The sequence below is a fragment of the Micromonospora sp. NPDC050200 genome (genome assembly GCF_040656135.1).
Lineage (GTDB): Bacteria > Actinomycetota > Actinomycetes > Mycobacteriales > Micromonosporaceae > Micromonospora.
On record NZ_JBFALG010000008.1, the window covers coordinates 39,128 to 64,836 of the forward strand.

General features: G+C 68.9%; 24 protein-coding genes and 3 pseudogenes. 10 read left to right on the forward strand and 17 right to left on the reverse strand.

All coding sequences use genetic code 11. The features are described 5' to 3' along the window. Positions 1-29: 29 nt before the first annotated feature. Positions 30-359, reverse strand: coding sequence for a hypothetical protein (locus AB0I41_RS07920; RefSeq protein WP_357103246.1), 330 nt, complete (start codon positions 357-359; stop codon positions 30-32). A 21-nt stretch (positions 360-380) separates the two neighbouring features. Then, positions 381-1,364, reverse strand: a complete 984-nt coding sequence (locus AB0I41_RS07925; protein WP_357103249.1) for a DUF6772 family protein — start codon at positions 1,362-1,364, stop codon at positions 381-383. A gap of 469 nt (positions 1,365-1,833) precedes the next feature. Here AB0I41_RS07925 and AB0I41_RS07930 point away from each other — a divergent pair. Beyond that, positions 1,834-2,388, forward strand: a pseudogene (locus AB0I41_RS07930) (IS701 family transposase); the annotation flags it as partial. 251 nt (positions 2,389-2,639) lie between these two features. On the opposite strand, the gene AB0I41_RS07935 reads toward AB0I41_RS07930, so the two are convergent. Further along, the gene (locus AB0I41_RS07935) at positions 2,640-3,794 is read right to left on the reverse strand and encodes a phospholipase D-like domain-containing protein (protein ID WP_357103252.1); all 1,155 of its coding nucleotides are present in this window, start codon (positions 3,792-3,794) and stop codon (positions 2,640-2,642) included. 815 nt (positions 3,795-4,609) lie between these two features. Between AB0I41_RS07935 and AB0I41_RS07940 the strand changes: the two genes are divergently transcribed. Both AB0I41_RS07940 and AB0I41_RS07945 read left to right on the forward strand, forming a co-directional pair. Beyond that, positions 4,610-6,235: a hypothetical protein gene (locus AB0I41_RS07940; RefSeq protein WP_357103255.1), complete on the forward strand. Its 1,626-nt coding sequence runs from the start codon at positions 4,610-4,612 to the stop codon at positions 6,233-6,235. A gap of 157 nt (positions 6,236-6,392) precedes the next feature. Next, positions 6,393-7,709: an alkaline phosphatase family protein gene (locus AB0I41_RS07945; protein ID WP_357103258.1), complete on the forward strand. Its 1,317-nt coding sequence runs from the start codon at positions 6,393-6,395 to the stop codon at positions 7,707-7,709. A gap of 84 nt (positions 7,710-7,793) precedes the next feature. On the opposite strand, the gene AB0I41_RS07950 is transcribed toward AB0I41_RS07945, so the two are convergent. From AB0I41_RS07950 to AB0I41_RS07960, 3 genes and pseudogenes are all read right to left on the reverse strand, one after another. Continuing rightward, positions 7,794-7,967, reverse strand: coding sequence for a hypothetical protein (locus AB0I41_RS07950; protein WP_357103261.1), 174 nt, complete (start codon positions 7,965-7,967; stop codon positions 7,794-7,796). A 163-nt stretch (positions 7,968-8,130) separates the two neighbouring features. After that, positions 8,131-8,856, reverse strand: coding sequence for a carboxypeptidase regulatory-like domain-containing protein (locus AB0I41_RS07955; protein ID WP_357103264.1), 726 nt, complete (start codon positions 8,854-8,856; stop codon positions 8,131-8,133). Between the two features lie 143 nt (positions 8,857-8,999). Then, positions 9,000-9,146: pseudogene (locus tag AB0I41_RS07960) on the reverse strand (kelch repeat-containing protein); the annotation flags it as partial. Between the two features lie 318 nt (positions 9,147-9,464). Here AB0I41_RS07960 and AB0I41_RS07965 point away from each other — a divergent pair. Beyond that, complete coding sequence (locus AB0I41_RS07965) at positions 9,465-10,676, forward strand: low temperature requirement protein A (RefSeq protein WP_357103505.1); 1,212 nt, start codon at positions 9,465-9,467, stop codon at positions 10,674-10,676. 273 nt (positions 10,677-10,949) lie between these two features. Here AB0I41_RS07965 and AB0I41_RS07970 read toward each other — a convergent pair whose 3' ends face one another. After that, positions 10,950-11,330 carry a VOC family protein gene (locus AB0I41_RS07970; RefSeq protein ID WP_357103267.1) on the reverse strand — a complete coding sequence of 127 codons (381 nt, stop codon included), beginning with the start codon at positions 11,328-11,330 and terminating at the stop codon, positions 10,950-10,952. 183 nt (positions 11,331-11,513) lie between these two features. Here AB0I41_RS07970 and AB0I41_RS07975 point away from each other — a divergent pair, with 183 nt between their 5' ends. Beyond that, on the forward strand, positions 11,514-11,924 hold the full coding sequence (locus AB0I41_RS07975) for a DUF1622 domain-containing protein (RefSeq protein ID WP_357103270.1): 411 nt from the start codon (positions 11,514-11,516) through the stop codon (positions 11,922-11,924). Positions 11,925-12,014: 90 nt separating this feature from the next. Here AB0I41_RS07975 and AB0I41_RS07980 read toward each other — a convergent pair whose 3' ends face one another. Both AB0I41_RS07980 and AB0I41_RS07985 read right to left on the reverse strand, forming a co-directional pair. Next, positions 12,015-12,137 carry a hypothetical protein gene (locus tag AB0I41_RS07980; protein WP_357103273.1) on the reverse strand — a complete coding sequence of 41 codons (123 nt, stop codon included), beginning with the start codon at positions 12,135-12,137 and terminating at the stop codon, positions 12,015-12,017. 289 nt (positions 12,138-12,426) lie between these two features. Further along, positions 12,427-13,311 (reverse strand): BBE domain-containing protein, encoded by an 885-nt coding sequence (locus AB0I41_RS07985; RefSeq protein WP_357103276.1) that lies wholly within the window; start codon positions 13,309-13,311, stop codon positions 12,427-12,429. A gap of 7 nt (positions 13,312-13,318) precedes the next feature. Between AB0I41_RS07985 and AB0I41_RS07990 the strand changes: the two genes are divergently transcribed. Then, complete coding sequence (locus AB0I41_RS07990) at positions 13,319-13,561, forward strand: hypothetical protein (protein ID WP_357103278.1); 243 nt, start codon at positions 13,319-13,321, stop codon at positions 13,559-13,561. 173 nt (positions 13,562-13,734) lie between these two features. On the opposite strand, the gene AB0I41_RS07995 is transcribed toward AB0I41_RS07990, so the two are convergent. Continuing rightward, positions 13,735-13,917: a hypothetical protein gene (locus AB0I41_RS07995; protein WP_357103281.1), complete on the reverse strand. Its 183-nt coding sequence runs from the start codon at positions 13,915-13,917 to the stop codon at positions 13,735-13,737. 6 nt (positions 13,918-13,923) lie between these two features. Between AB0I41_RS07995 and AB0I41_RS08000 the strand changes: the two genes are divergently transcribed. After that, complete coding sequence (locus AB0I41_RS08000; RefSeq protein WP_357103284.1) at positions 13,924-14,136, forward strand: hypothetical protein; 213 nt, start codon at positions 13,924-13,926, stop codon at positions 14,134-14,136. Between the two features lie 333 nt (positions 14,137-14,469). On the opposite strand, the gene AB0I41_RS08005 is transcribed toward AB0I41_RS08000, so the two are convergent. Beyond that, positions 14,470-17,154, reverse strand: coding sequence for a S8 family serine peptidase (locus AB0I41_RS08005; RefSeq protein WP_357103287.1), 2,685 nt, complete (start codon positions 17,152-17,154; stop codon positions 14,470-14,472). Between the two features lie 127 nt (positions 17,155-17,281). Beyond that, on the reverse strand, positions 17,282-17,728 hold the full coding sequence (locus AB0I41_RS08010) for a hypothetical protein (protein ID WP_357103291.1): 447 nt from the start codon (positions 17,726-17,728) through the stop codon (positions 17,282-17,284). 595 nt (positions 17,729-18,323) lie between these two features. Between AB0I41_RS08010 and AB0I41_RS08015 the strand changes: the two genes are divergently transcribed. Then, complete coding sequence (locus tag AB0I41_RS08015; RefSeq protein WP_357103294.1) at positions 18,324-18,857, forward strand: hypothetical protein; 534 nt, start codon at positions 18,324-18,326, stop codon at positions 18,855-18,857. Next, positions 18,854-19,777, forward strand: a complete 924-nt coding sequence (locus tag AB0I41_RS08020; protein WP_357103297.1) for an RNA polymerase sigma-70 factor — start codon at positions 18,854-18,856, stop codon at positions 19,775-19,777. Before AB0I41_RS08015 ends, AB0I41_RS08020 begins: the two co-directional genes overlap by 4 nt. Before the next feature lie 175 nt (positions 19,778-19,952). Here AB0I41_RS08020 and AB0I41_RS08025 read toward each other — a convergent pair whose 3' ends face one another. Next, entirely contained in the window at positions 19,953-20,246 is a 294-nt protein-coding gene (locus AB0I41_RS08025; RefSeq protein WP_357103299.1) for a hypothetical protein, read from the reverse strand. A gap of 354 nt (positions 20,247-20,600) precedes the next feature. On the opposite strand from AB0I41_RS08025, the gene AB0I41_RS08030 reads away from it, so the two are divergent. Continuing rightward, positions 20,601-23,075, forward strand: a complete 2,475-nt coding sequence (locus tag AB0I41_RS08030; RefSeq protein ID WP_357103302.1) for an alkaline phosphatase family protein — start codon at positions 20,601-20,603, stop codon at positions 23,073-23,075. Here the strand turns inward: AB0I41_RS08030 and AB0I41_RS08035 are convergent. The 4 genes and pseudogenes from AB0I41_RS08035 to AB0I41_RS08050 form a co-directional block, all read right to left on the reverse strand. Further along, positions 22,971-23,225 (reverse strand): annotated as a pseudogene (locus tag AB0I41_RS08035) (VTT domain-containing protein); the annotation flags it as partial. The gene AB0I41_RS08030 and the pseudogene AB0I41_RS08035 overlap by 105 nt on opposite strands. A 125-nt stretch (positions 23,226-23,350) precedes the next feature. Further along, positions 23,351-24,124: an MBL fold metallo-hydrolase gene (locus tag AB0I41_RS08040; RefSeq protein ID WP_357103304.1), complete on the reverse strand. Its 774-nt coding sequence runs from the start codon at positions 24,122-24,124 to the stop codon at positions 23,351-23,353. 315 nt (positions 24,125-24,439) lie between these two features. Next, positions 24,440-25,285 (reverse strand): SGNH/GDSL hydrolase family protein, encoded by an 846-nt coding sequence (locus AB0I41_RS08045; protein WP_357103307.1) that lies wholly within the window; start codon positions 25,283-25,285, stop codon positions 24,440-24,442. Between the two features lie 236 nt (positions 25,286-25,521). Then, a complete protein-coding gene (locus AB0I41_RS08050) occupies positions 25,522-25,704 on the reverse strand; it encodes a hypothetical protein (protein WP_357103309.1) in 183 nt (60 codons plus the stop codon). Between the last annotated feature and the right edge of the window lie 5 nt (positions 25,705-25,709).

Sequence of the window (25,709 nt, forward strand, 5' to 3'; positions counted from 1 at the left end):
GTGGGCCGTCGGCGACGCGGAGGGCGTCGTCAGGCCTTCAACGCGAGATAGATGAGGGTGGGAACCTGGGTGTCGGCCGCATCGCCGTGGACGGTGACGCGCAGCCGCAGCCAGCCGCCGAACTCACGGGTGACCCAGCTGAACACCCCGGTCGCGTCGACGGTCGTCGCCGGCTCGTCGAGGTCGCACCAGTACAGCCCGTCGGGAGAGACCTGGACGGTGCAGTCGAACCCCCGCACACCCGCCGGCAGGTCGAGCACCCGCAGGAACCAGCGGGCCTCGCGGGCCCAGGCCACTTCGTACGGTTCGGTGGTGTAGTGCGGTCCGGTAATGCCGTCGCGCTCGAGGACCGCGGTCATAGAATTGTGCATGGAATTGGCCTACCAATCCGTCGAGATAACGACGGAGTCGAGGTACACGAAATTGCGGACATTGGTGTGCGTGCGCACACTCACGTAGAAGTTCAGCAGATTGTTGAGTGATCCATACGTCTCGCTGTATGGCGGAACGGGAATGTCGGACAAATTCATGACCCGGTCATTGACCTGAAGTTCGACATTCTTTCGGGTGCTGGTGTCGATCACCCAGCGCAGGTAGTGCCAGTTGACCTTTGTCGGCACCTCGTTGTAGCACAGTTCCTGCGGCTCGCCGACCGGGCTCCAGTCGTCCGGGTTCGGGGCGGTGAAGTCGGCCATTCGCGGAAGCTTGAGCTTGCCCTCGAAATGCTCCCGAGGGGTCGGCTCGGGGACCGTGGGGTAGACCCACTGCCGCTTCAGGTTGTTGTCCAGGTCGGTGTTCAGGTAGCGCATGACGGTGTGGTACCGGGTGCCGTCGCAGATGTCGGTGGCGACGGTCAGCGCGCCGAACTGGGTCTCCGACGGGTGGAAGTTGGCGTCCCACCCGGCGCTGCCCGCCTGCTCGTCGGCCCGATTCTCGGCCGACGCCGCCTCGGCGTTGTAGGAGAAGTAGGTCTCGAACTGAACCTTCCCGCGACCGGCCATGGTGAGCCGACGGATGGCCACACCGGTGTGGCCGGTCAGCGGCTTGGTGGCCACCTTCAGCGCGTATGTGCCTGACATGGCGCCGTGCGTGCCGATGTCGAAGAAGTTGCACGCGCTCAACTGCGGCGGGCGGAAGTCGCGCATGTGGTCGTCGACCACCGACAGGTCACCCTTATGGTCGTGGTTGCCGATGAGTTCGGTCCAGCCGTGGGTGCCGGTGTTGAAGTCGTCGTAACAGAGGATTCTCGGCAGCGGGTTGAATCGGGACAGTCGCACATCCGAGGCCAGATTGGCCCGGCGGATCTGCTCACCGATGTCAACGGTTTCAGGTGCCTGGGTCACACTAACTCCGCTCGTCACCATTAACGTTAATGTAGCTCTTACCGACAGAGCGCGTTAACGTTGAGATTGCCCGTAGGTTACGGGCGTCGCACAGGGGTGTCAAGAGTCGAAAAAGGCTGCTCGAGACGACCGGCGGGGTGTGCGGTCACGGTCCATGACACCATCGGGGACGGTGCGTTAAAAATCAGCCCGACTCGTGGCCGGGTGTCGGATTCGTCCGCCCGTCGGGCCGCCTGGAGAGCGTTCAGTCCTAGGCCCTGAACGGCGGCCGGGAGCCCGGGGTCAGGGGCCGGCGGAGAGACCGGCCCCGGACCCCGGGCGAGATCGGCACTCCCCCGGCACCTAGCACTCCAGCCGCACTTTCAGGTTCGGAGTCTGCGCTGGTAGTGGCTGGTTCGGGCAAGGCATTGGTGCCGGCGCCGCCACGACGTCGACCTTTCGGACTGGTGTCCGTGGATCTTGTGGTGGGCTGGGTGGCGGGTCTGACGTGATGGCGCGCATCGCGCGCCGGTTCGGACGCGTGGAACCGCGCCGCCGAGCCAGGGGTTACCTACTCGGACTGCTGTCGCCGCTGGCGGGCAAGAACCGCTGGACCATCGCCGAGGCCGCCGGGGATACCACGCCGGACGGGATGCAGCGGCTGCTCAACGACTACCAGTGGGAGGCCGACGCGGTCCGCGACTACATGCGTGAGCACCTTGGCGAGACTGTTGGCGTCCTGATCGTGGACGAGACCGGCTTTCTGAAGAAAGGCGTCAAGTCCGCCGGCGTGCAACGGCAGTACTCCGGCACCGCCGGACGAATCGAGAACTGCCAGCTCGGGGTGTTCCTCGCCTACGCCAGCAGCAAAGGACGCGCCCTGATCGACCGGGAACTCTACCTGCCGCAACGCTGGTGCGACGACCCAGCACGGCGCAGCGAAGCCGGGATCGGCGAGCAGGTGGCGTTCGCGACCACACCCGCGCAGGGCCTGACCATGCTGACCCGGGCGCTGGACACCGGGCTGCCAGCCAAGTGGGTCACCGCCGACGAGGCCCACAGCAAGGACAGCAGGTTCCCCGCCGCGCTGTAACGACGCCACGTCGGCTACGTCCTCGCCGTCGCCTGCCTGCAACCAGAAGATCCCACCGAGACCGGAAGCTCCCACGCCGACACCCTCGCCACCCGAACCCGGATCCGGCGTGGAAGCGCCGCAGCGGCGACGGCGTCAAAGGCCCCCGCCGCAGCATCACCGACCCCACCGAACTGGCTGCCACTACCAGCGCAGACTCCAAACCTGAAAGTGCGGCTGAAATATTAGCCGGCGACGGCGTACATCGCCTCGAAGCTGGCCCGGTACTGCTCGCACACCGACTTGATGTTGGTCTTAACCATCGCCTCGTCGTTGCGGCGCAGCGAGGTCCGGTTGAAGTTCGGGCTACCCGTGATCACCCAGTGCCCGCCCTCCCCGCTCTCCAGCAGCAGGTACTTGGAGTGGATGCGGCCGGGCAGGGTCGCGCCGTTGAGCTCGCGCAGGGAGATGTTCGGGTGGGCCGAGAGCAGGCCGTAGACCTCGTCGTCCATCAGGCCGTGCACGATCCGGACCTGGCAGCCCTGGTCGGCCAGCTCCGCGATCCGCTCTGCGATCCCGATCCGGTAGCTGTCCCACTCCGACATGCCGATCCGGATGGTCGCACCCGCGCCGCAACCGATGCCGGCCAGCTGCTCCACGATCGGGTCGCCCTCGGCGCGGGGGTAGAAGAACGCGGTGACCGAGCCACCCGACATGCCGGTGGCGACCGTGCGGTAGTAGTCGTCGTCGCGCCGCTCGGCCGCCAGATCCTCGAAGTACCGATTGTAGGCGGCGTACAGGTGGCGGTTGCCGACCAGCGTCATCGCGTTGTTCCAGTAGGTGGCCGAGTTGACGTCGGTGAAGTTCGCCGAGGACTGCACGACGACGTCGGACCGGCCGCCGGTCTCGGAGAACAGGTAGAACTTGTTGTGGTTGCCCTTGGTGCCGATGCAGGCGGCGGTGTTCCCCTCCGGGGAAAGGTTGCTGCAGACGTGCAGCCACGATCCCCGCGACCGGTCGGTGCCGAGCTCGTCGCGCAGCATCCCCACCGCCGGGTTGGCCACCTGCCACCCGTCGAGCACGACCTGAACGTCGACGCCCCGCCGGCGGGCGGCGACCAGCTCGCCGGCGAAGTCGAGACCGGCGGCGCCGGAGATGACGAAGTGGGCGATCCGGATCCGGGAACCCGCAGGTGCCTGCTGGACAAGACCGCAGATCTGGCGTACGACCGCGGTCGGGTCACCGGCTGCCGGGTTGTTGAACACCGCCCCGGTGCTCACCGGGTTGATCGGCGCCTCATGGCAGGCCGAGGCGGCGGTCGCCGCGGAAGCGGGGGCCACGGGCAGCGCCGACAGCAGCACTGCGCACAGGGCGGTCGCCACCATTGTCTTGGTTCGCATAGTGTCTCTCCATTAGGGAAGCGGCACGGAAGGCTCGGCGACGACGGCACGAGCCGGGGACGCACCTGACCGGTGCTCTCGTCCCGGATCTCGCGACAGCTAACCACGGCCGGGAGGCCAGGCCGTTAACGTTAATGTAACGGCCTGTGAGCATGGCCCGGTCTTCGTGGCAAAACCGCTTGAGCCGATGCAGGTTCAGCACGCCGGGCGACTCCATCGCGCTCACGCCGGCCATGTCCGGACAGAAGGTCAACGGCAGAGCCTGTGGTGCATGCCGGTGAAGGTGAGCAAAGTACGGGCTCGGCCAGAGCGGGAAATCAGTGATGATCACCCAGCGGCGTGCCGTCACGGTCGGTGGGGACGTCATCGGGTGCCCTCCAGGCTTGAGCGCCACCAGGCGACGGCGCGGCGGCATCGGTCCAGGCAGACCTCCGGGCGGGCTGGGTCGCTGCGCGCTGCCCAACGCGGCGTAGAACGAACGGCCTGCTCGCCACGGATGATGGTGAACCAGCCCGGCACAGCGCCGAGGTGCTGCTCACCACCTGGCATTCCGATGACGGTCAGGTACCCGGCGGCCTGGTCGTCTCCGCTCGCTGCGGCGGCTAGCCGTACCTCGCCCGCGGTTCTGCCGGCCCGCCCAGCAACCCCACCGGCCCGTCGCCAGACCGAGTCCTCCGACTGCGACCGGCCGGCAGCGTCAGCGACTGCTGACGCGATCGCTGCGTGGGGGGAACTGACGGACCGATTGGTCGTTTAGCCCAGTGCGAACGCCAAACGCGAGTCGGCGCAGAGCCGCGCGCACCAAAGGAGGACTCGTGCGACCAACGCACCGGCTGTTGGCGCTGCTCGGGATCACCGCGGCGCTTCCGCTGGCTGAGGTCCTCATACTGCTGCTGATCGGGTTCACCCCGGCAAAGGGACTGGCGCCGCAGATCACGGCCGTCTGGCCGTACGACTCCTACCACGACATGCGCTGGCTGCTGGTCTACCACAACTCCTGGCTGATGTTCGGCTCCGGCCTGCTCGGCCTGATCGCGCTGCGTGGGGTGCTGTCCGCGACGATAGTCAGCCTGGCCTGGCCGACGCGCACGCCACGGCCGCCGTACCGCGCGCTTGTACTGCGCAACGTCGGGGTAGCGGCGTTCGGGGCGGTCCTCGTCCTGCCGTTCGCCGCGTACTCCGTCGCGGCGTCGGTGCTCTCGCTGTCCTGGTTCCTGTTCGCCTCGCTGATTCCGATGCTGTTGCTCGCCCCATTCCTGCAGCGGATGTCGGTGGGCCGACGCCTGTGGCGCGGACTGCCGTCGGCCGAACTGGTCGGCTGGTCGCTACTCGACTTCGCAGTGATCACCCTTGGCGGCGGGCTGGTGTGGCGCACCCCGGATGTGTGGACGCCACTCGTCGCCGCAGCCACCGGCGCGCTCAACGGCCTGCTGTGGCAGCAATCGGTGCGCGCGGCCGTCCTGCAGAAACGGGTACGTTGGCTGCGGGTGCCGGTCGTGCCGATCGTTGTGGTGCTGGCCCTGGCCGTCCCGCTGATGTCGCAGGTGCTCTCCCAGCCCCCCAACCAGGCCAACACGTTCATGCCGCCGATCTTCAACCGGCCGCTGCCGCCGCAGGTGCCCTACGCGGTGATCCTGCTGGCCGGACACGACTCTGCGTACGACGGCCGGCCCGCGGCGGATCCGAACATGGAGCTGTTCTCGTACCTCGGCCTGGACTCGGGTGGTCGTCCGCTGCCGTACCGACCGGAGGCCACCCACCGGTCGTTGGAGTCCAGCTCGCAGTTGCTCGCCGCACAGGTCGAGGCAGTACACCGGCGGACCGGCCGGCCGATCGCCCTGATCGCGCAGAGCGAGGGGGTGATGGTGGCCCGCACCCATCTGCGGAACCGGCCCGACTCTCCGGCGCGGGCCCTGGCGATGTTCAGCCCGCTGATCCGCGTCGGGCGGGCGTATTATCCTCCGCCGGAGGCCAGTACCGGTTGGGGGCTGGCCACCGGATGGCTGCTGCGGGTGATGTTCCACGTGACGACCATCGGCAACCGAGGCCCCAGCACGCCCGATGAGCCGTTCATCCGTTCGCTGCTTGATAATGCGCCCTTCTACCGCTACCAGATTCTGTGCCCGATCCCGGACGTACGCGTTATCGCCTTCCTGCCCACGACGACCGCAACCGAGGCCCCACCCGGCCAGGCGATCAAGATCCCGGTGGTCGAGGTACCAACCTTCCACGCAAGGGTCATCGGCCGGGTAGACGCCAACGACATGTTGATCGACTTCCTCGCTGGTGCCAACATCAATCGCCCTCGCCGCGAGTTCGGCCCACTCCAGCAGCTAGGGGATGCCTGGCATGCACCGTCCCTGGCGATCCAGGTCAATCCGGTATGGCGGCCCACCGCGCCTCCCGGCCCGCCCTTCACAATGGCCCGATTCTGCCCATGAAGAGTTCGTCTCAGTGAGCGTTCGCTGCCGGCATTCGCTCTTGCCAGCAGGGCCAGCAAGACGTGACCGACTGCGGCAGAGCCTGGTCGCGCGGTCGACAGCCGACTGCCTCCTCGACGACGAGAGAAGTTCATCACGGCCCTTGAATCTCGGACGTATGAACCAACCGATCTTCCAATCCGCCGCTGCCCGCCCAGTGAGCCGCCGCTCCCTTCTCGCCGCCGGACTCGGTTCGGCCGCTGTGGCGATGACTCCGGGACAGGCCTGGGCCGGCACCGGACCACGCGCCAAGCATGTCGTGCTGCTTGCCTGGGACGGCTTCGATCCGGCCTACCTGGACCTCGTCGAGACGCCGCACCTCAGCGAGTTGGCCCGGCGCGGCAGCCTCGGCACGACGACCGGTTGCTTCCCGTCAATTACCAACACCTCGTGGGCGACGGTGGCGACCGGCGCGTGGCCACAGACTCACCTGAACACCCCGTACTTCCTCGACCCCTCTACGGGGCGGGCGGTGAGCCAATCCCGCACGCTCGAGGCTGAGAGCATCGCCGAGGCAGTCACCGCCGCCGGCGGGACAGTCGCGTCAGTGCAGTTCTTCATTGTCCAGAACCACGGGACCGTGTACGGCGACCCCCGTGGCCTCTACCTGCAGCCCGGCGGTCCTAGCTCCACCCGAATCGACCTGGCGATCGATATCTTGAACGGCCGTCCGGTGCGGTCGGGCTCCCAGATGGTGACCGTCGAGGAGCCGCCCACGCTTCTTGCCGTGTACTGCGATGAGCTGGATGCGCGAGGTCATCAGGAGGGTGCAGAGTCGGCGAACATGCCTGGAGTGCTTGCGACGCTCGACTCCCATCTGGGCAGACTGGTGCAAGCGACGAAGGACGTCGGTATCTACGGCGAGACCGCGTTCGTGGTGCTGGGCGACCATGGCATGACCACCTTCACCCGTGGATTCGGCCGGCTCGCACTTACCGCCTTGAGCAGCGCAGGGTTCACGCCCGAGTTCGTCTCCCCCGGCTCCGCTCCTCTCCCGGAAACAGACGTGGCGATGGTCGTCGGCGGCGTCGCCAGTGTGCATCTGTTGGGCGCAGCCCGAACGGTCGACGGCGTTTCCCGGGCCAAGGCCGCACTCGAATCGGTGCCACACGTGCAGCGGGTCTACAACCGGGCCGGCCTTGACGCCTTCCACGCCAGCCCGCTACTAGGTGACCTCGTGGCCGAGCCCGTCGCCGGCTGGTCGTTCGCCTTGGACGACCCGGACGGCCCGCGCGGTTACCACGGCCGCACCGGCGAGATGCAGGCCGCTCTTCTCCTCGCCGGTCGCGGAGTGCGCCGAACCGTGCCGCCCCTGCAGGCACGGCATGTCGACGTTGCGCCGACGATCGCCGCCCTGCTCGGCATCGCCCCGCCGGCCCAAGCCGAGGGGAGGGTCCTCGCCGAGGCCTTGCACCACCAAATCGTTGGCGACTGACCCGTCCGAGCGGGCGGCGGGCCAACCGGCCAGCCGCCTGCTCACTGTCGGGTAAACCTCGCTACCCGACCGGTGCCCCCGTGGTTACGCGCCGACGCCGAGGAAGTCCCCGACGATCCACCGCGCCGGCTCGTGGTGCCGGCGGGTCGCATGCACGTACACGTTCATCGTCGTCGACACGCTCGCGTACCCGGCCGTCGTTCGCAGCGCAGCCAGGTCGACGCCCTCCGTCGCCGACAGCGTCGCCGCCCAGGTCAAAGCCGCCCATCCGCCCGGTGAGTCGTCGAGGCCGACTGCTCATCCGCGCCTGCCGCCGTCCGGGTTCGGCCGAGAAGGGTCGCGGCCCCGCCATCGTATTGATGGCGGGGCCGTGGCCTGTCCGTGCGGGACGGGCCAGGCTCGGCCCGCACTGAGCGTCGGATCAGGTGCAGGTGTGGTCGGGTTTGAGAGAGAAGCCGATCGTGGTCGCCTTACCCGCGGTAATCTTGACCGATTGGGTCTGCGGCACCCAGCCGTCCTTGGCCGCGATCACCGTGAGCGGGCTCTCTTTGGCGTCAAGCCAGAACGCGTACTGACCATTCCGGTCGGTCTTCAGCGTGCAGCTCGCCGTCTTCGAGGTGATCTGCACGGTCGCTCCGGCCAGCGGGGCCGACGTGCCAGTGCAGCCGGCCCCGGTAACCGTCCCGCTGATCTTTCCCCAGGTCTTGGGCGCGTCCACCACGAGCGTCACCGGCACCGAGGGGATCGCCCCGTACGGGGTCTTCGCGCCGATCGAAAGCTGCGCGGTGAACGTACCCGGCCGGGCGATCTCGGCGATGTTCGCGTTGAAATTCACGTTGACCTCCACGCTCTCGCCCGGCTGGATCGTCACCTCCGTCCTGTCCACTGAGAGCCAGGGGATATCGGTCGTGTCGGCGCACTGGTCATAGCCGGGCAGCAGCTCCGAGTTCTTCGTAGCGTAGCGGTTTCCGGTGGAACCTCCGATCTTGTAGAAGCCGCAGGCGGAGCCGCCGCGGAAGAGAGTGCTGTTGGAGTTGGGCAGCGCGGTCCAGGTATCGGAACCCGGGTCGTGGGCGAAGCCCTGGTTGGTGAGCGTGGTGGAGCGGTTGGTCACGCCGCCGGACACGAGGAGCTTGCCGGCTGCCACCGAGTAACCCATCGCCCACAGGTCGATCGGCAGGTCGGCGACGGGAGTCCAGCTGCGGGATGCCTGCTCGTAGCTGTGGGCGTGCTTGGTGCCGGGTACCCGCCCGCGCAGTACAGCTTGTCTCCGATGGCGCCGCAGCCGAGTCAGGAGATCCGCTCCGGATACGCCGTGCCCGAACTCCAGGAGTTCGCCGCCGGGTCGTAGACCTGCACGTCCGTCCAGCCGCAGTCGGACCCGGCCGAGCAGCCGTCGACGATGTAGATCTTGCCGTCGAGTACGGTCACGGCCGCGCCGGCGTGCGGCTTCGGGTTGTCGGCGCGCCTCCCGGGCGACGCTCAGGTTCGGCAGGGCACTCCACGCCTGGACGCCTGGGTCGTAGACGTAGGTAGGTCCTGCTGGCCTGACGGGCTCAGTCCGACTGACCAGGTTGGCCGACTCAAGGTTCAGCCCGCGTTGGCGCCGCCTGGTGGGCAACGGCCTAGCGCCGGTCTCTTCACCGCAATAGCGCGATTCACGTGACCCGGTCGGATCGCCGCGATCAGTCACGTGCTGGCGAGGCGGCGTGGCATGGTGAGACCGCTTGACGGATCAGCGAAGCGGGGTTGGCGATGATGGTAGGCGGTCAGGCCGACCTGCTCCGCAAACCCGGAAGCCCCCAACAGGCGACCTTCCTGGAGCTCTTCTTCGACCTGGCCTTTCTTTTCGTGATCCAGCGGATCGCCCTGCGGATGGCCGAACAACTGAGCCAACCTGGTGTCGCCGACCGGTGGACCGCTGCCCCGACCATGGGCAAGACGCTGTTGCTGCTGATGCCGCTGACCTGGCTGTGGACCCTGGCCGCCTGGACGACGGCCCGGTTCGACCCGCGCCGGCTGCCCGTGCAGGCCATGGTCATCCTGCCCATGTTCGGCGTGCTGATCATGTCGGCCGCGCTGCCTACCGCGTTCGGCGCTGGCGGCTTGGCTTTCGCCCTGCCGTACGTCATCATCCAGATCGGCCGGTCCGTCGTCTTCACGACCATGCTGCGCGGCCACGAACTCCAGGGCATATTCGTCCGCGAACTCGTCTGGTTCACCCTGACGGGCATCATGTGGACTGCCGGCGCACTCACCCACGACGAGACCCGGGTACTGCTGTGGCTTGCCGCCGCGGCCGCGGACTACCTCGCGGCACGGCTCGGCTGGCCCCTGCCGAAGCTCGGCACGCGGCGTGTCACCGTGTGGGCCGCCGCCGGCGAACACCTGGCCGACCGCTACCGGCAGTTCCTCCTGATCGCCCTCGGCGAATCCGTCCTGGCCGTCGCCCTGGCCTACACCAGGGGGCTGTACAACGTCGCGTCGACAGCGGCGTTCGTGATCGGTTTCGCCACCACGGTCCTGCTGTGGCGGATTTACTTCTACCGAGCCGGGCAGATCCTCGCCGACGCCATCGCCGCGTCGAAAAACCCCATCCATCTCGGCCGGGTAGCTGCCTTCACCCACTGGGTCATGATCCTCGGCATCATCGTCACCGCCGTCGGCTACGAACTGGTCATTCCCGAGCCGCTCGGCCACACCATGCCAGCCTGGGCCGCGGTCATCCTCGGCGGTCCCGCACTGTTCGTCGCCGGCCGCGCCCACTTCGAGTACGTGGTGTTCGCCCGCGTCTCCCGTCCCCGGCTGATCGGGGTTCTCATCCTCCTCCTGGCAGGCCCCGCGATGGTCCTCCTCCCACCCCTGCTGGTCTCCCTCACCGCAGCCCTGGTCCTGACCGGGATCGCCGCCACCGACTCGGCACGAGCCCGGGGAAAGCCACTCGAAGCCCCGTCACCACCGAGATGAGTGTTCGGCGCGAGCGGCCATCGATCCGTGGTCGTGGGCCGCAAACGACTTCCTGCACCCACTCGCCGCAGCCCTTGGCCGTGGGCGACCTTGGCAAGCATCGGCTCGTCCGGGACGCGCGAGGCACGCCACGGCAGATGGAGCTCATGGACGGTCTGGGCGATTGGACCGTGCCGTGGGCCAAGTGGTGAGCCTCGCTCTCTGGCCGATTCGCGACCAGCGTCTGCACCGGGTACCGGCGACCGTGCTTGAGCGGGATGGCGACTACGGGGATTACCCTTCGCGGGGCTGGGTCATGCCGAGAATGTTGCCTTCGCTGTCCTTGAACCAGGCGCCGCGCATCGTCGGAAACTCTGCGACACAGTTGACCGTCTTGAGACCAGGGAGCTCGTATTCTTCGAACGTCACGCCGCGCCCCCGGAGGTCCGCCATTTCGGCGTCGAGGTCGGCGACCAACCAGGCCGCCAACGTGTGGGGCGCCTGCCCGGCGTTGGAGGTGGGATAGATGAAGAACTGCGTTCCACCAGACTCGAAATGGACGGCGTCCTCGGCCTCCCGTGAGATGGTCAGGCCCAGGGTGTCGCGATAGAAGCGCTTGGCCCGCTCCATGTCGCTCGCTGGAATGGCCGCCTGCACCGGTGCGTCTGTCAACATGATGGCCCACCTCCTGCGACAGCCTAACCAGCACTAGGCCGACATGCTTCCGCTTTGTCCCGCTTTGGGTGCCGCCATGGCCGCTTGGAGTTCGCCGCGTGCCGGCTCGATCTCATTGGTCTCTTCCCGGTTCGTCCCGCCCGGAACTGCGGAAACCGGCCCGGCCGTAGCCAGGTATGCGAGATGGTGGGTTCCGCGGAGAGCCGGGTACGGGGGTTCGGGGTGTCGACCAAGGAGGTCATCGGGACGATCGGCGTGCTGCTCGACCTCGCCGGGGTACTGGTCATTGCGGTCGGCGTCACCATTGCCACGGTCGTCTTCGTGCTCGGCTGGTGGCGGACCCGTCGGCTCATCGACGTCTACCGGCCGTACCGGCAGGGCGTCGGGCGGGCCATCCTGCTCGGCCTGGAGTTCCTGGTCGGCGGCGACATCATCCGTACGGTGGCGGTCTCGCCCACCTTCACCAGCGTCGGCGTACTGGCCCTGATCGTGCTGGTCCGGACCTTCCTGAGCTTCTCGCTGCAGCTGGAACTCGACGGCCGCTGGCCCTGGCAGGCCAACGCACCGCGCCGGGACCGCCTGCGGAAAAGATGACTGCCAAGCCGGCTTCGGTGGAGATGCCGGCTGGGTCGAGGAGGGTGATCTTTCCGCCGGCCGAGGCGGATGAGCCCGCGGTCGGCGAGGTCACCAGGTCTTCATCGGTGCGATGGCCGCGATCGTGTCCATCTCCGTCGGGGACAGGTCGGCCAAGATGTCGACCTCGGACAGGCAGCAGGTGCGGTCGTAGCCGGCCGCGATGCGTTCCACGTGTGCGGCCTCCTCGCGGCGCCCGGGCGCCCACTGCGGTGACACCGTGCCCCGGGCTGGTTGGTGCAGGGCGTTGAGCCGTCGAGCCGACAATACGACGCCGCCTCGTCGACGGTGTGATGGCCGTTCGGCGCACCCCCCGGATCGCGGTGGCGGCGGCCCGCCGCAGGTCGAGTTGGCCTTTCAGCCGTCGATGCCTTGCCGGTGGTGACAGCGTGTCTGCGGGCTGACGTGGGTCACGCGCGCTCGTGTCTCAACCAGGATCGGGTTTCCCGAGGCGAGCTGCAAGTCAGTGTGTTGCGGGTGGGATGCTCTGCTCGTACTGGAAGACGTTGTGGGGGTCGTACTTCGCCTTGATCTTGCGCAGTCGGTCGAAGTTGCGCCCCCAGTAGGCGGTTTCCCATTCCGCCATTCCGATGTTCGGCACGTTGACGTAGGCGCCGTTCACGTAGGGCCGCAGTTCCTGGCTGAACTCGGCGATCCAGGCCTGGGCGATCGGGGTGATGGCGTCGCCGCTGTCTGGCTCTCCACGAGTGCCCCAGCCGACGCCGGGCTCGGAGTAGAACAGCGCGTCGCGATGCCGGAACGCCGTGCCGCCGAAGGGTTCGCTCGTTTGAGCTCCCGTGCCGAAGGCCTGGGTGAAGAAGTTGCTGTCCTCCGAGGGGGCGTCCTCCATGAAGGCGCGGATCACGCTGATCGCCTTCTTCGGGAACGGCTCGCTGGTGAACTGGGAGAAGAACTTCCAGTTCGCGGGCTCGTCCGCGGTCGGTATCTGGAATCCGGCATAGGTGTCGCCCCAGCCCCCGGTCTGCACCGTGACCTCGGGGTTGCCCACCGAGAGGACCGGCTCCAGCAGCTTCTTCGCCTCCGCCTCCGATCCTTCCGCGAGAACCCCGAACAGCAGGATCTGGGACTTGTGGATCTCGAGTTGGGTTCCGAGGCGGTTGTCGGCGAACGGTGCGGTGCGCTGCCAGGTGTCGAAGACCCCGTACAGGTCGTCGAGGCCCTCCCACGTCGCCTGCAGGTAGGCGACACTCTTCAACGGAGCCACCTTGTAGGTGAGTGAGGTGACGATCCCGAAGTTGCCGTTTCCCGCTCCGCGCAGCGCCCAGAGCAGGTCCGAGTGCTTCCACGGATCTACCTCTATCGCCTTCGCGCCGGACGACCGGCTCACCACGCGCATGACGCTCGGCGACTACGCCGACGAGACCACCGCCGACACCGGGCAGGCGCCCTGGAGCCGGCTGGCGAACACGTTCACCGGTTCAGCGTCCTGGACGCTCGGCGTGCCACGCTCAGAGCGACACGCCGTTGGTGAGTCCGCGCAGCGGTACCGCCTGACGGGCCCGCACGGCACCTGCTACGACCACCGGATCGCCCAGGTCAACGGCACCATCACGGCCGACGAACTGCGCTGCGGGTAGCAGCGGGCGCGGGCGGGGTTACCACCCGCCCCCGCGACCGGCTGCGTGGTGGGGACTACTGGCCCAGGTAGCTGCGGCCCTCCCCGACACTGGGCTCGCTCGATCGCAACGGGTATCCAAATCCGATGAGTGCGTCGGCACCCCCGTGTGGTCCGGGGTGCCGACGCTACTTGTCACCGCCGGCGGCCCGTCACGGCAGCTGCTTCGGTGGCGACGATCGCCGTCAGGCTGATCTGCAAGCGGCGGCCCGGCAGGGTGAGGTAGTTGGGCGCGAGTAATCGGGCGACGATGCCCGCGATGAACGGCACCACGGCGATGGTAGCGACGTTCACCACGCGCTCGGCAGTCTGTGCCACGACGCCGTGCAGGACAACTTCGACGACCAGGCCATCCGGCCGCTAGCCATCCCGGCAAAGATCAAGAAGGGAGACGTGGTCCGAGTCACCTGCACCCACGACACCCAGCTACGCAAGATGCTCCCCCAGCTTCAACCACTTCCACCCCGCTACGTCGTATGGGGCGACGGAACCGCCGACGAGATGTGTCTCGGGTTGCTCATCGGTACCCGGTCGTAGATGCCGAGTAGCCCCCCCAGGGGGGGGATTTCACCCCCGGGCCCTCACAGAACCGTACGCAACAGTCTCCCGGTTATACGGCTCTTGTCGTTGTGTTCACCAGACGGTGGGGGCGTAGGTGTGGCCGCGGCTGGCCTCGCAACTGCGACGGATATCGCGCGGTACTGCACGTGGCTCGGTCGCGACCTGCGCTACGTCGGGGGGCACTGGAACCGCACGGACGGAGCCGCCCACCATGGCGAGGACGCCGGAACGACCCACGAACTGCCCGCGCTGGGCGGGCGCGCCGGCCGGATCAGTCTCCGGCCGGCGCGGACTGTCCGGGTGGGGTGGTCAGAGTGGGTTACAGAGGTTGAGCCGCTCCAGGATCGCCGCCTGCCCACGGACCTCGCTGTTGGTCGCGGCCGGATCCAGCCGGACCGCCTCAGCGTGCCGTACCACCTCCAGGAAGGTGCTGTCGGCGTGCAGATCGCAGTTGGTGTCCACCCCGTCCGTCACCCCGAACGGACCGTGCGCGAAGTTCAGCCACGCGGTGAGGAGTTCGCGGTCGAACTGCTGCCTGGCGGTCGGCAGGAGCCGCAGTGTCAGCACGTCGCGCGCCTTGGCGATGGTCGACGCGTCCTGGGCCTCGCCGAAGACACCGCTCATGTGCTGGGCGATGTCGAGGTAGCACTCCAGTACGTCGTCCGGCAGGTGCTCGGGCGGTAGCGACGTGACCAGGAACTCGACGTACCAGACGGTGGCGAGCTTCTTCAGCAGGCCGTTGTCCTGGACCACCACGGCGACCTGGTCCGACCCGTGGCCGCCGTCGTCATCCGTGGCTGCGAAGCCCACCTGGTAGACGCAGGCCCGCTGGTACGTGACCGCGGCGTTGTCGGTCACGTCCCGCGGCTGCACGCTCGGGCTGTTCGGCGGGTCCGTGTTCGGCGGGTTGACCAGCGAGGTGGTGGTCCGGTCCGGCGACGGGCCGCCGTTGCCGTAGTCCCAGGTGATCGTCAGGTCGTCACTGCCCGGATCGGTCACCCGTCCGGAGAGCCCCACCTCGTGGTGCGCGTGCGTGACGATGGTCTTGCCGGCCGGCGTGTCCACCGCGGTGGACTTGTCGATACGGGCCGTCGGGTTCACGTTGGTGATCGTCACCGGCGCCGACTCGCACGTCGTCGTATCGTCGTCCTTGCCGCAGACGGTGACCGTGAACGTGCCGTTGTCGCCGTACCCGTGGGTGGTGGTGAACGACAGGGTGGCGTTCGGCGGGTTGTTCTCCACGGTGCCGGAGACCGGCCCGCTCGTACCGTCGCCCCAGTCGATGGTCGCGGACAGCGGGTCGAGCCAGCCCGGGTCGGTGATCGTGCCGGTCACGGTCACCGTGCCACCCTCCGGCTTGGGCCCGTCGACCGTCGCGTCGACCTGCGGCGGCGCGTTCCGCACGGTCACCGTCGTGTCATCGGTGGCGGTTCCGGCGGGACCGGTGACGCGCAGGCTGATCGGGAAGACCCCGTCCCGACCGACCAGCCCGAAGGACGGGTTGGTGCCGGTCGCGTCGTCGTACGCGCCGTCGGCGTCGAAGTCCCAGGCGTACGCCGTGGCGTTGGTGCCGCTGCCGGCCAGCGTCACCGGCGTACCCTCCACCGTCTGGTACGGCCCGCCGGCGTCCGCGCTGGGCGGCTTCGGGATCGCCGGACCCGTGGCGGCAAGCAGGTCGATCCGGGGCGCCGTGACCTGGTTGCCGCCGCTGGCGTAGGTCACCGGTACGCCGGTGTCCCGCAACGCCGCGAGTTGCTGCGCCGGGGTCCGGCCGGGCAGCGCCTGCTCCAGTACAGCGAACGCGCCGGCCACGTGCGGGGCGGCCATCGAGGTGCCCTGCAGGTTGGCCCAGCCGTTGTCCGGTACCGACGAGTCGATGGCGACCCCGGGGGCGAACAGGTCGAGGAGCGTACCCCGGTTGCTGAAGTCGGCCACCGCGTCGGCGTCGTCGGTCGCGCCGACCGTGACGGCGCTGGAGATGCAGCCCGGCGCGCCAACCGCGGCACCGAAGCCCTCGTTCCCGGCCGCGATCACGGTGGCGATGCCGGCCGCGAGTAGGTTGTCGATGGCGGGCTTGCGCGAGTCGTTGTCGCAGGCGCTGGTGTGCTGCCCGCCGCCCAGGCTCATGTTCACCGCGGCGATGTTGTGGCTGCCGCTGAGGTCCAGCACGCGCTCCAGCCCACGGATCTGGTCGGAGACGAAGCTGCTGATGCAGGGCGCGGGATCGGGGTCGCAGTCCGCCGCACTGTTGAACCGGGTGAAGACCTGGATGGCGATGATGCCCGCCCCGGGTGCCACCCCATTGCCCGGCGCGCCGGCCACCCCGCTGGCGCTGCCCGCAGCGATTCCCGCCACGTGCGTGCCGTGGTCGCAGAGGTTCGCGCCCCCGCTCTGGCAGGCGGCCGTCAGCGCGTCGGCGGCGCCCGCGCCGGTCTGGCCGGTCTGGCCGTTGGGGCAGAGCGTCTGCTGGTTGGTGTCGCTGCTGGAGTAGCAGGCTTCGGCAACGATCCGGTTGCCGAAGAAGGGGTGGTCGCGGTCGATTCCGGTGTCCAGGATGGCGACGGTCCGGCCCGCGCCGGTGAACCCGAGCCCGTGTACGTCGTCGCCGTTGATGTGGGGGACACTGGACCCGAGTGACGCGCGTTCCGGCACGTCGAGTTGGATCCCGGTCACCTGCCGGGACCGGGTGAGCTGCTCGAGCGCCGCGCTGTCGGCCTGCAGGGCGAGTAGCGGAAACCGGTGGTATTTTGCCTTGGTGGTGAACCGGTGCCGGCCTTCCGCCAGCGCGGCGAGTACGGCGTCCTGGTCGCCCTGCCGGGCCAGCCGTACGATCACGCGTTGTGGCCCGTCCCGCTCGGCCTTGGCGATGAGCTGTCTCTCCTGTGGGTCCGGCGGGGTAGGCCCGGCGGCCCGGCTCGCCGCTGGTCCGAATGCGAGGGTGACGGCGGCGATCACGACGGCCGACAGCGCGTGGAAGATGGGTCTCTGGTGCACCGTACTCTCCTAGCGTTGGGGTTGGGCCGGCATTGGCACGACCGGTCGGTGAATGCGTGACCTCCGTTCGGGCTGAGCGGGCGGGTGCCCGCCGGTGCGAGCTGCTCGCGGTTTCCTGGGCGCCCGGCTAGCCGGTGGCGGTGCCGTCGGCCGCGTCCTGCTGGACGGACCCGACGAGCGGCGACGCGAGCAACCGGAGCAGCGCCGCCTCGTTGACGGTGAGCGCGAGCTGCGGGGTGTGCTCGTACCTCGCGTGCACCCGGGCCTGGAGCGGTCGCAACTCGTCGAGGAGACGGTCCTGCGCGGCCGCGATCGCGGCGCGTTGACGCCGTACCGCGTCCGGCCCGGACAGGTTGGCCTCTGGGGTGTACGGCGCGGCCAGGGTGACGATCACCCGTAGCGTCCCGTCTCGGCGTACCGCGTCGATCAGGGATCGGCTCGGCGCGGGCGCCGGTACGCCGGGCGCGCTCGGGCCGGGGCCGGGCGCGGTTGTTGTCGTTGGCGGCGGGACGGCGCCCGGCGACGGTTCGGTGCCGGGTGGGTCGGTGCACCCGGCGGCCAGCAGGAGAATCACGCCGGCTCCGACCTGGAGTTGTCCCAGCCGAACGCCCATCTTGGACCGCCCCCCGCCAGCAGCAGCACGCCTACCGAAAATCCGCCTACCAAGCGTCCGACACTTGATCACTGTCAGTGACACCTATCAAACGCCGCCAGATTAACACTTTCCGATCGGATGCCACCGACCTGTCTTTCGTCGGACAGAACGGTGCTGGCTGCCAGAAACTGAGCCACGCCGGTGAGCGTTACCCGTTGAGTTCGATGATGTTCCGACGCAACCGACGTCCGCGGGGCCGTCTCCCATGTCACGGGGCTGCCGGGCCGTCTCGTCTCGGTGACGAGAGCCGGTACCGGATGACGAGGATGAGTTATGCGAGTGTTCGTGGCGGGCGGGACCGGGGTTATCGGGCGTCGTCTGGTGCCGCAGTTGGTGGCCCGTGGCCATCACGTGACCGCGACGACGACGAGCGCGGGCAAGCTGGGGTTGCTGGAGCAGATGGGCGCCGAGGGCGTCTATCACCAACCGGCTGCGCAGCGAGGGAATCGACCACCTGCTGGCCGCGGCCGAGGCGACCGGTGTCTCCCACGTCGTCGCGCAGGGCCACGCCAGCATGAACGGAGTCCGCGACGGCGGCTGGGTCAAGACCGAGGAGGATCCGCTGGAGGTGGTCGAGGGGACGAAGGCGATCACCCACCTCGAGGACGTGGTCGTCAGGGCTGGCGGGGCGGTGCTGCGCTACGGCGGTTTCTACGGGCCGGGCGCCCACGACGATCAGATCCGTCTCGTACGGAAGCGGCTGATCCCACTCGTCGGGGGTGGCACCGGCTACGTCTCGTGGGTGCACGTCGACGACGCGACGAACGCCACCGTCCTGGCGGTGGAGCAGAAGGCACAAGGCGTGTTCAACATCGTCGATGACGAGCCGGCGCCGGTCAGCGTGTGGCTGCCGTATCTGGCGGAGTGCGTCGGGGCCAAGCCGCCGCGGCGGGTGCCCGCGTGGCTGGCCCGGCTGCTGGCCGGCGAGATGGCAGTGGGCGTGATGACCGAGGGGCGTGGCTTCTCCAACGCCAAGGCCAAGCGGCAGCTGGGCTGGGAGCTGCGCTATCCGTCGTGGCGGCAGGGTTTCAAGGAAGAGCTGGCGTGACTCGGACCGAGGAGTTCGAGGAGCTGCGGTCGCTCCTGTTCGCGATCGCCTACCGGATTCTCGGCAGCGTGGCCGAGGCGGAGGACGCGGTCCAGGAAACCTGGTTGCGCTACGAGTCCTCCCCGACCCAGCCCGCGTCGGCCAAGGCTTTCCTCTCGGCCGTGGTCACGCGGGTTTCGATCGACGTGCTGCGCTCGGCGCGCGTGCGGCGGGAGACGTACGTCGGGCAGTGGCTGCCCGAACCGCTACTCACCGACCCCTATGAGGATCCGGCGCGGTCGGCGGAGTTAGCGGACTCGGTGTCGATGGCGGCGCTGTTGCTGCTTGAGCGGCTGAGCCCGCTCGAACGGGCGGTCTTCGTGCTGCGGGAGGTGTTCGGGTTCGGCTTTGCCGAGGTCGCGGTGGCTGTCGGGCGGTCAGAGGTGGCGTGCCGCCAGCTCGCGGTCCGGGCGCGGCGCCACATGGACGTCGGGCGTCCTCGGTTCGAGGCGGACCGCCGGGAACGCGAGGAGCTGGCGGCGCGGTTCTTCGATGCGCTCCGGGATGGCGACGTCGACGGACTGAGGGAGTTGCTCGCTGCCGACGTCCAGATGGTCGGGGATGGGGGAGGCAAGGCGCCTGCGCTTGCCAGGAGCGTGGTCGGTACCGACAACGTGGCCCGCGTGCTCGCATCGAACTTCCCAGCACTCCTCCGGACCGACGTGAGAATGGAGCGACGCGAAATGAACCGCCAGCCGGGCGCGATTCTTCGCGATCGGGACGACAACGTGGTCGGCACAGTGACGCTCGATGTGCTCGGCGGGCGGATCCAAACAATCCGCTCGGTGGTCAACCCCGACAAACTCGGGCACTTGGGTCCGGTGGCGGACGCGTGGGCAGTGGCACGCGAGGTGAAGCAGGCTCGCCGCCAGAACGACTGAACCCGTGCACTCAATTCGGCACGACAGCGCCCTCGGCGGCGGCGACGGCAGGACATCCTGACGCACAGTGACGGAACCTCGCGTGTCCCGACGGGCGTGCCCTGCGGCAGATGTGTGTCCCCCGACAGTCTGATGCGCTATCGGTAGTCGGTAGTCGGTTGGCGTGCCCGGCGGGTCAGAGATCGGTGCTGCTGCCGTCGTCGGCGAAGGCCTCTACGGCGCCTCCGTTGCTGCCGAAGACCACGATGTCGACGTCCTCTGCCAACGGCTCACCGATGCGGTCGGCACGCCTGTCGTCGTGATACAGGTTGCCGATCACACTATCCAGCGGGTGTAGAAAGTAGCCGTTGGTGATGTCCGGCAACGACACCGGCCCGACAAATCGATACAGGGCAAATAGCTCACGGCATGCGCTCGCGCAGCGCGGCCAGTTCTGCCGCGGACGACGGTGGACCCACACTTTGGTCATCCGCCTCGAAGGGGTACGTCGCCAGGACGTCCCTCAATGCCTGCGCGACGGCGGCTTCGACCTGCGCCGCCCAACCGGTCAGCCACTCCTCGTGCAACACCGAATGTCGCCTCATCCACTCGCCCACTTCGCGCCGATCATCCCAGCCGCCCTCACGACGGGCGTTCGTGATGGGTGAGCACCAAGACCGGCGTGTGGAACGGTGGTTGTCCCCCCCACCATCCCCGCCATTCGTGGTTCTCCCAGGGGCCACGCTGGGGGCCGAACTTGTGCGGCGGTGTTGTCATGATCACATCCTGCTGTCGCGCTGTGACGACCCGGGGTGGGGCGGCGGCGCTGTGTCAGGGTAGGGCGGTGAACGAGCCCGCTGATCCGCCTTTCACGCCGGCTGCGGTGCCGCCCGGACGGGTACGGCTGGTGCTGCAGGAGTTACGGGCCTGGCGTCCCACCCTGGCCCGCCTGCTTGGGCTGTTGCGCAGCGCGGTCACCTCGTTAATCGTGCTGGCAGGCACGCTCTGGCTGATGCCCGGTGTCGACGCCTACGGATTGTCCGCCGTACTGTGGCTGGTTGTCCTGGTCGCGTGCGTCGGCGCGCTGCTGCGGCCCCTGCTCCTCGCGCTGGCCACTGTGCTCGGTGGCCTGGGTGCGATGGTGATCGGCGCCAGCGTGCAGACGATCGTGCTGTACGTCGCGCTGCGGCTCGCGCCTGACGCCAAGATCTCCGGGTTGCCGGCGGCGTTCGTGGCATCATGGATCGCCGCGGTGCTGGCCACGCTCGTCAACTGGTTGACGGATTCGGGCACCGACGACGCGTTCGTCAGCGAGGCGCGGCGGGTGATGCGCAAGGTACGCCGGGCGGGTGGCGGAGGGGGCACACCGGCCGGTGGGGATGGGCTGCTCATCGTGCAACTCGACGGGGTATCCGCCCCGTTGATCCAGTGGGCGGTACGGACCGGCAACCTGCCCACCATCGGCCGCTTGCTCCGCGGCCGCAGCCACCGGCTACGCACCTGGCACACCGGGATGCCGGCGACGACCCCGGCGGCCCAGGCCGGCATCCTGCACGGCGACGTCCGATCGGTGCCGGCCTTCCGCTGGTACGAGAAGCAGAGAGGCCGGCTGATGATCACCAACCGGCCCCAGGACGCCGCAGAGGTCGAGCGCCGGCTCTCCGATGGCCATGGGCTGCTCCGTGACGGCGGTGTGAGCATCAGTAACGTGTTCTCCGGCGACGCACCCACGACCCTGTTCACGATCAGCCGGGCGGCGCTGCCCGGCCGGTCCACCCGGGGGTACGCGTCGTTCATGACCTACGGCTTCACCCGGGCGATCGTGTTGGGCCTCGGCCGGGTACTCAAGGAGCTGCACCAGGCCCGCGCGCAGCGGCTACGCGACATCCGTCCCCGGGTCGGCCGGTCGGGAGTGTTCCTGGCGTTGCGGCCGCTGGCCGGCATGCTGCGCGACGTGAACGTCTCGTTGATCGCCGAGCAGATGGCGCTGGGCACCCCGGTGATCTTCTGCGACTTCGTCGACTACGACGAGGTCGCCCACCACGCCGGGCCGGCCCGGCCGGAGGCGCTGGAGGCGCTGGGCCGGCTCGATGAGGTGCTCGGCATCATCCAGCGGCTCTCGGCCGGCTCGGACCGCCGCTACCACCTGGTGGTGCTCTCCGACCACGGCCAGAGTCAGGGTGCGACCTTCCGGCAGCGGTTCGGGGAGCCGTTGGCCCAGGTGGTGGATCGACTGGTCCGTGCTGGCGCCAAGGCCGGCGGGCTGACGGGGCTGGTACCAGGGCAGCTCGCGACGGCTGACGTGAGCGGCGCGGTGGAGCCCTGGGGTCCGGTCAACACTCTGCTCACCGAGATCACGGCCCGGCGCGGTGCCGGCGCGGCCTCCACTCGGGCGACCGCCCGCTCGCGTACCGCCGACCGCGAGGTGACGCTCGGGCCGGCCGGCGAGGAAGCCCGCCGGGCCGCTGGGCCGGACGCGGAATCGGTGGTCGTGGCGTCCGGCAACCTGGCGATGGTGTACCTCACCCGGCATCCGGGCAAACTCACCCGGGCCGAGATCGACGCCGCCTACCCCGGTCTGGTGAGTGGTCTGGCCGCCCACCCCGGGATCGGGGTGGTCGTCGTCGGCGGCGAGACGGGCCCGGTGGCCGTCGGCAGCCGGGGCGAGCATCACCTGCGCCACGGACACGTCGACGGTGAGGACCCGTTGCCCGTCTACGGCCCACTCGCCCCGGCCGACCTGCTACGGCATCAGGAAATGGACCACGTCGGCGACCTGGTGCTGATCAGCACGGTCGACCCGGTCACCGAGGAGGTGGCCGCGTTCGAGGAGCTCGTCGGCAGCCACGGCGGCCTGGGCGGCTGGCAGACCGACGCCTTCCTGGTACACCCGGTCGACTGGCCGGTCATCGAGGACCCCCTGATCGGCCCGGCCAGCATGCACCGACAACTGGTCGCGTGGCAACGCCGGCTACGGCTACGCGTCGACGCTACGCCGAACCGGACGGTCGAGCCGGTGCGGGCGCCGACGTGCGGCCGCTCAGACGCGGGAGCGTCGCCGGAGCAGGCCGGCGATCTGTGTAACGACCATCACCAGGGCAACCGCGACCAGGACGCTCTGCCAGGGCTCGGGGAAAACGGAGCCGCCGACGACGCCGATACCGGCATAGACCACCGACCACAGCGCGCACGCCGGCGCGTTGGCCACCGCGAAACGCCGCCAATCCAGGCCAGCCAGCGCAATGGTGAGCAGCACCGGAATCCGGCCACCCGGCAACAGCCGGGAGACCAGCAGGACCGCCACCTCCCGCTCGCGTAGCCGCCCGGCGAGCCCATCGAGCCGCTGCCCGCTGCGTAGCCAACGCAGCCGACGGGCCAACTGCTCACCCCCGCACCGGCAGGCGACATACGTGATGGCATCGCCGAGGTAGGCACCCACCGCACCGGCCAAGACAACCGCGCCGATCATGAGCGAATGCTGGTGGAAGGCGAGCGCCGCCGCCGCACTGACCGCGGCACCGGTCGGCACCACGGGCACGACAGCACCGAAGGCCACCAACAGGAACAGCGAGGCCAGCGCTCCGAGGACGTCACTCACCGCACCGGGTCCACCGCGAGTGTCTCCCCCGGCAACAGCTCCATGACCCGCGTACCGGGTGCGGTGTCGGCAACATGGTCGGCGAACCGCCGGCCCGGCTCGTGGAACATCCCACGGCGAAACGGCAGACCCGCGGGCCAGAACGTACCGAAATGCACCGGCACCGCGTACCGGGGCGCGGCCCGACGTACGGCCTCGGCGGCCTGCGCCGGATTGAGGTGACCGGAACCCAGCGTCGGGCCCCACCCGCCGACCGGCACCAGCGCGAGGTCGAGCGGAGCGAGGTCGGCCATGCCGTCGGACAGCCCGGTATCGCCGGCGAACCAGGTGGTGGCCGCGCCGTGCACCGTGTACCCGATCGCGGCGGCACGGTGCCGCGACCACGGCCCACGGCCACCGTCGTGCACCGCCAGGACAGCCCGCACGGTAACCGCGACGACCCGGGTCTCCTCGCCGGGCGCCAACTCCACAGCCCGCTGGGCCGCGTCCGCCCCCAGCCGCCGGCGCAGGAACGCGCGCGCCCCGGCCGGCACCACCAGCACGACTCGGTCCGGCAAGCGACGCAGTGACGCGACGTCGAGGTGGTCGGGGTGCAGGTGCGACACGAGTACCGCATCCGGCAGGGCGGGCAGACGCGGAACCGGCCCCCGCATCCGCCGCAGGTGCGCGATCCGGCCACCCAGGACAGGATCGGTCAACAGCCGGACCCCGGAATCCTCGATCCAGACCGTGCTGTGCCCCCACCAGGTGACCTGGACCGCAGACGTCACCCTCCCACCGTACGGGTGCCGGCCCCAGGCGCTCACGTCACCCTGTTCGCCTGGGCGGCCTGGTCTGTCATCACCCGGGCGATCGAGGTGGCCGGGGGTGTGCACGCGCCCGGACATCTGGGCGAGTTGACCCAGCTCGTCCCGCTACCCCAAACGCGCGGGCGGACGTGGCGGGGGCGACCCGGGCAACATCACGCTCTGGGGTGAGTCCACCGGTGCCCTACTGGACAGCCTCCGCGCCGCCCCGTGGGCCTCGCCCCGGCGATACCGGGTACCGGCCGGGCACGTCCACCGGCCAGTACCCGCTCGCGGTGTCTACGCCTTGCCGGCAGCCGCCGTCATGGTGCTGAGCAGGGCGTTCTTGACCAGCGGGGCGTACCCGCTCGACTGTCCGGTGCGGTTCGGGTGGTACGACTCCATGATCGGGTCCGACAGACCGTTGACCCATTCGATGGAGTCGCAGACGGCGTGACCGGTGAACGCGGCTCGCGGGTCCACGAATCGGAACGAGTGCGCGACCGCCCGGGCCTTGATGGTCTCGTTCAGCAGATCGGCGGTGTCGTTCAGCGCCGCCTGCTCCCCCGGGCTGATCCGGGCCAGCGACTGGCAGTCGCTCTCGTTGAACAGGCGCGGATACCCGACGATCACCACCCGGGCGGACGGTGCCCGTGAGCGGATCTTGTTGTAGAGCGCATCCAGGGTGCCGGGCAGGGTGTTTCGGATGTAGTAGTTGGCGTTGTCGATGTCACCCCAGCAGGTGTACGGCCAGGGCTTGGCGCACTGCGTAATGACGCTGGCGAACCCGATGTCGTTGCCGCCGACGGTGAGCGTGACGTAGCTGGTCGACGAGCTGAGGCTGCCGAGCTGGTTGTTGGAAACGTCGGCGACCTTCGCGCCGGAGCAGGCGGCGAACGTGAGGCTGGCGCCGATCTGGTTCGCGTCGAGGACCGGGTACGCGTACGGCGAGCGGTAGCAGCTGGTGCCGTCGGAGTAGTAAGTACGGGTGCCGACGCCCGAGGAGTACGAGTCGCCCAGGGCGGTGTAGAGCGGTGCGGCTGCCTGCGCGGGCAGCGCCCAGAGCACGGCCGGGGCCAGGCCGGCGAGGACGGCGATCGCGAGTGTGACGAAGCGGCTTCTGCGGCGGGGGACGACGGGTGCCATGCTTTCTCCTCAGCTGTCCACCGGGCAAGCACATCGACGAGCGTCGAAGGCTGGTGGTGATCCAGACTGTCGGCGGCAAGCGCTGACACACGCAAGAGATCAAGCGAAAGTTTCCTTCAATCGAACAAGTGGACAGAGTCCACTTGGCAGGGAGCACCAGAGCCCCTCCCTGCCGTCACAAAAATGGCACGGTGCCCGGGGAACTGGAAGAAGATGACGGATGGGGTCGAGCGCCGTCAGCCGTCCACGGTCTCGGCCATCTGACTGGCGGTACGGGTAGCACCGCAAGCGACGGTGGGTTCAGCCGGCCTGATCGTCGCACGTGCCGCCGACGAGTAGACCCCCAGCATCTTTGATCTTCTTCCCTGGAAGCCCGCGCCCACTCCTCCGAAATATTCGATATTGATCGGCGCGCGCATCTCGC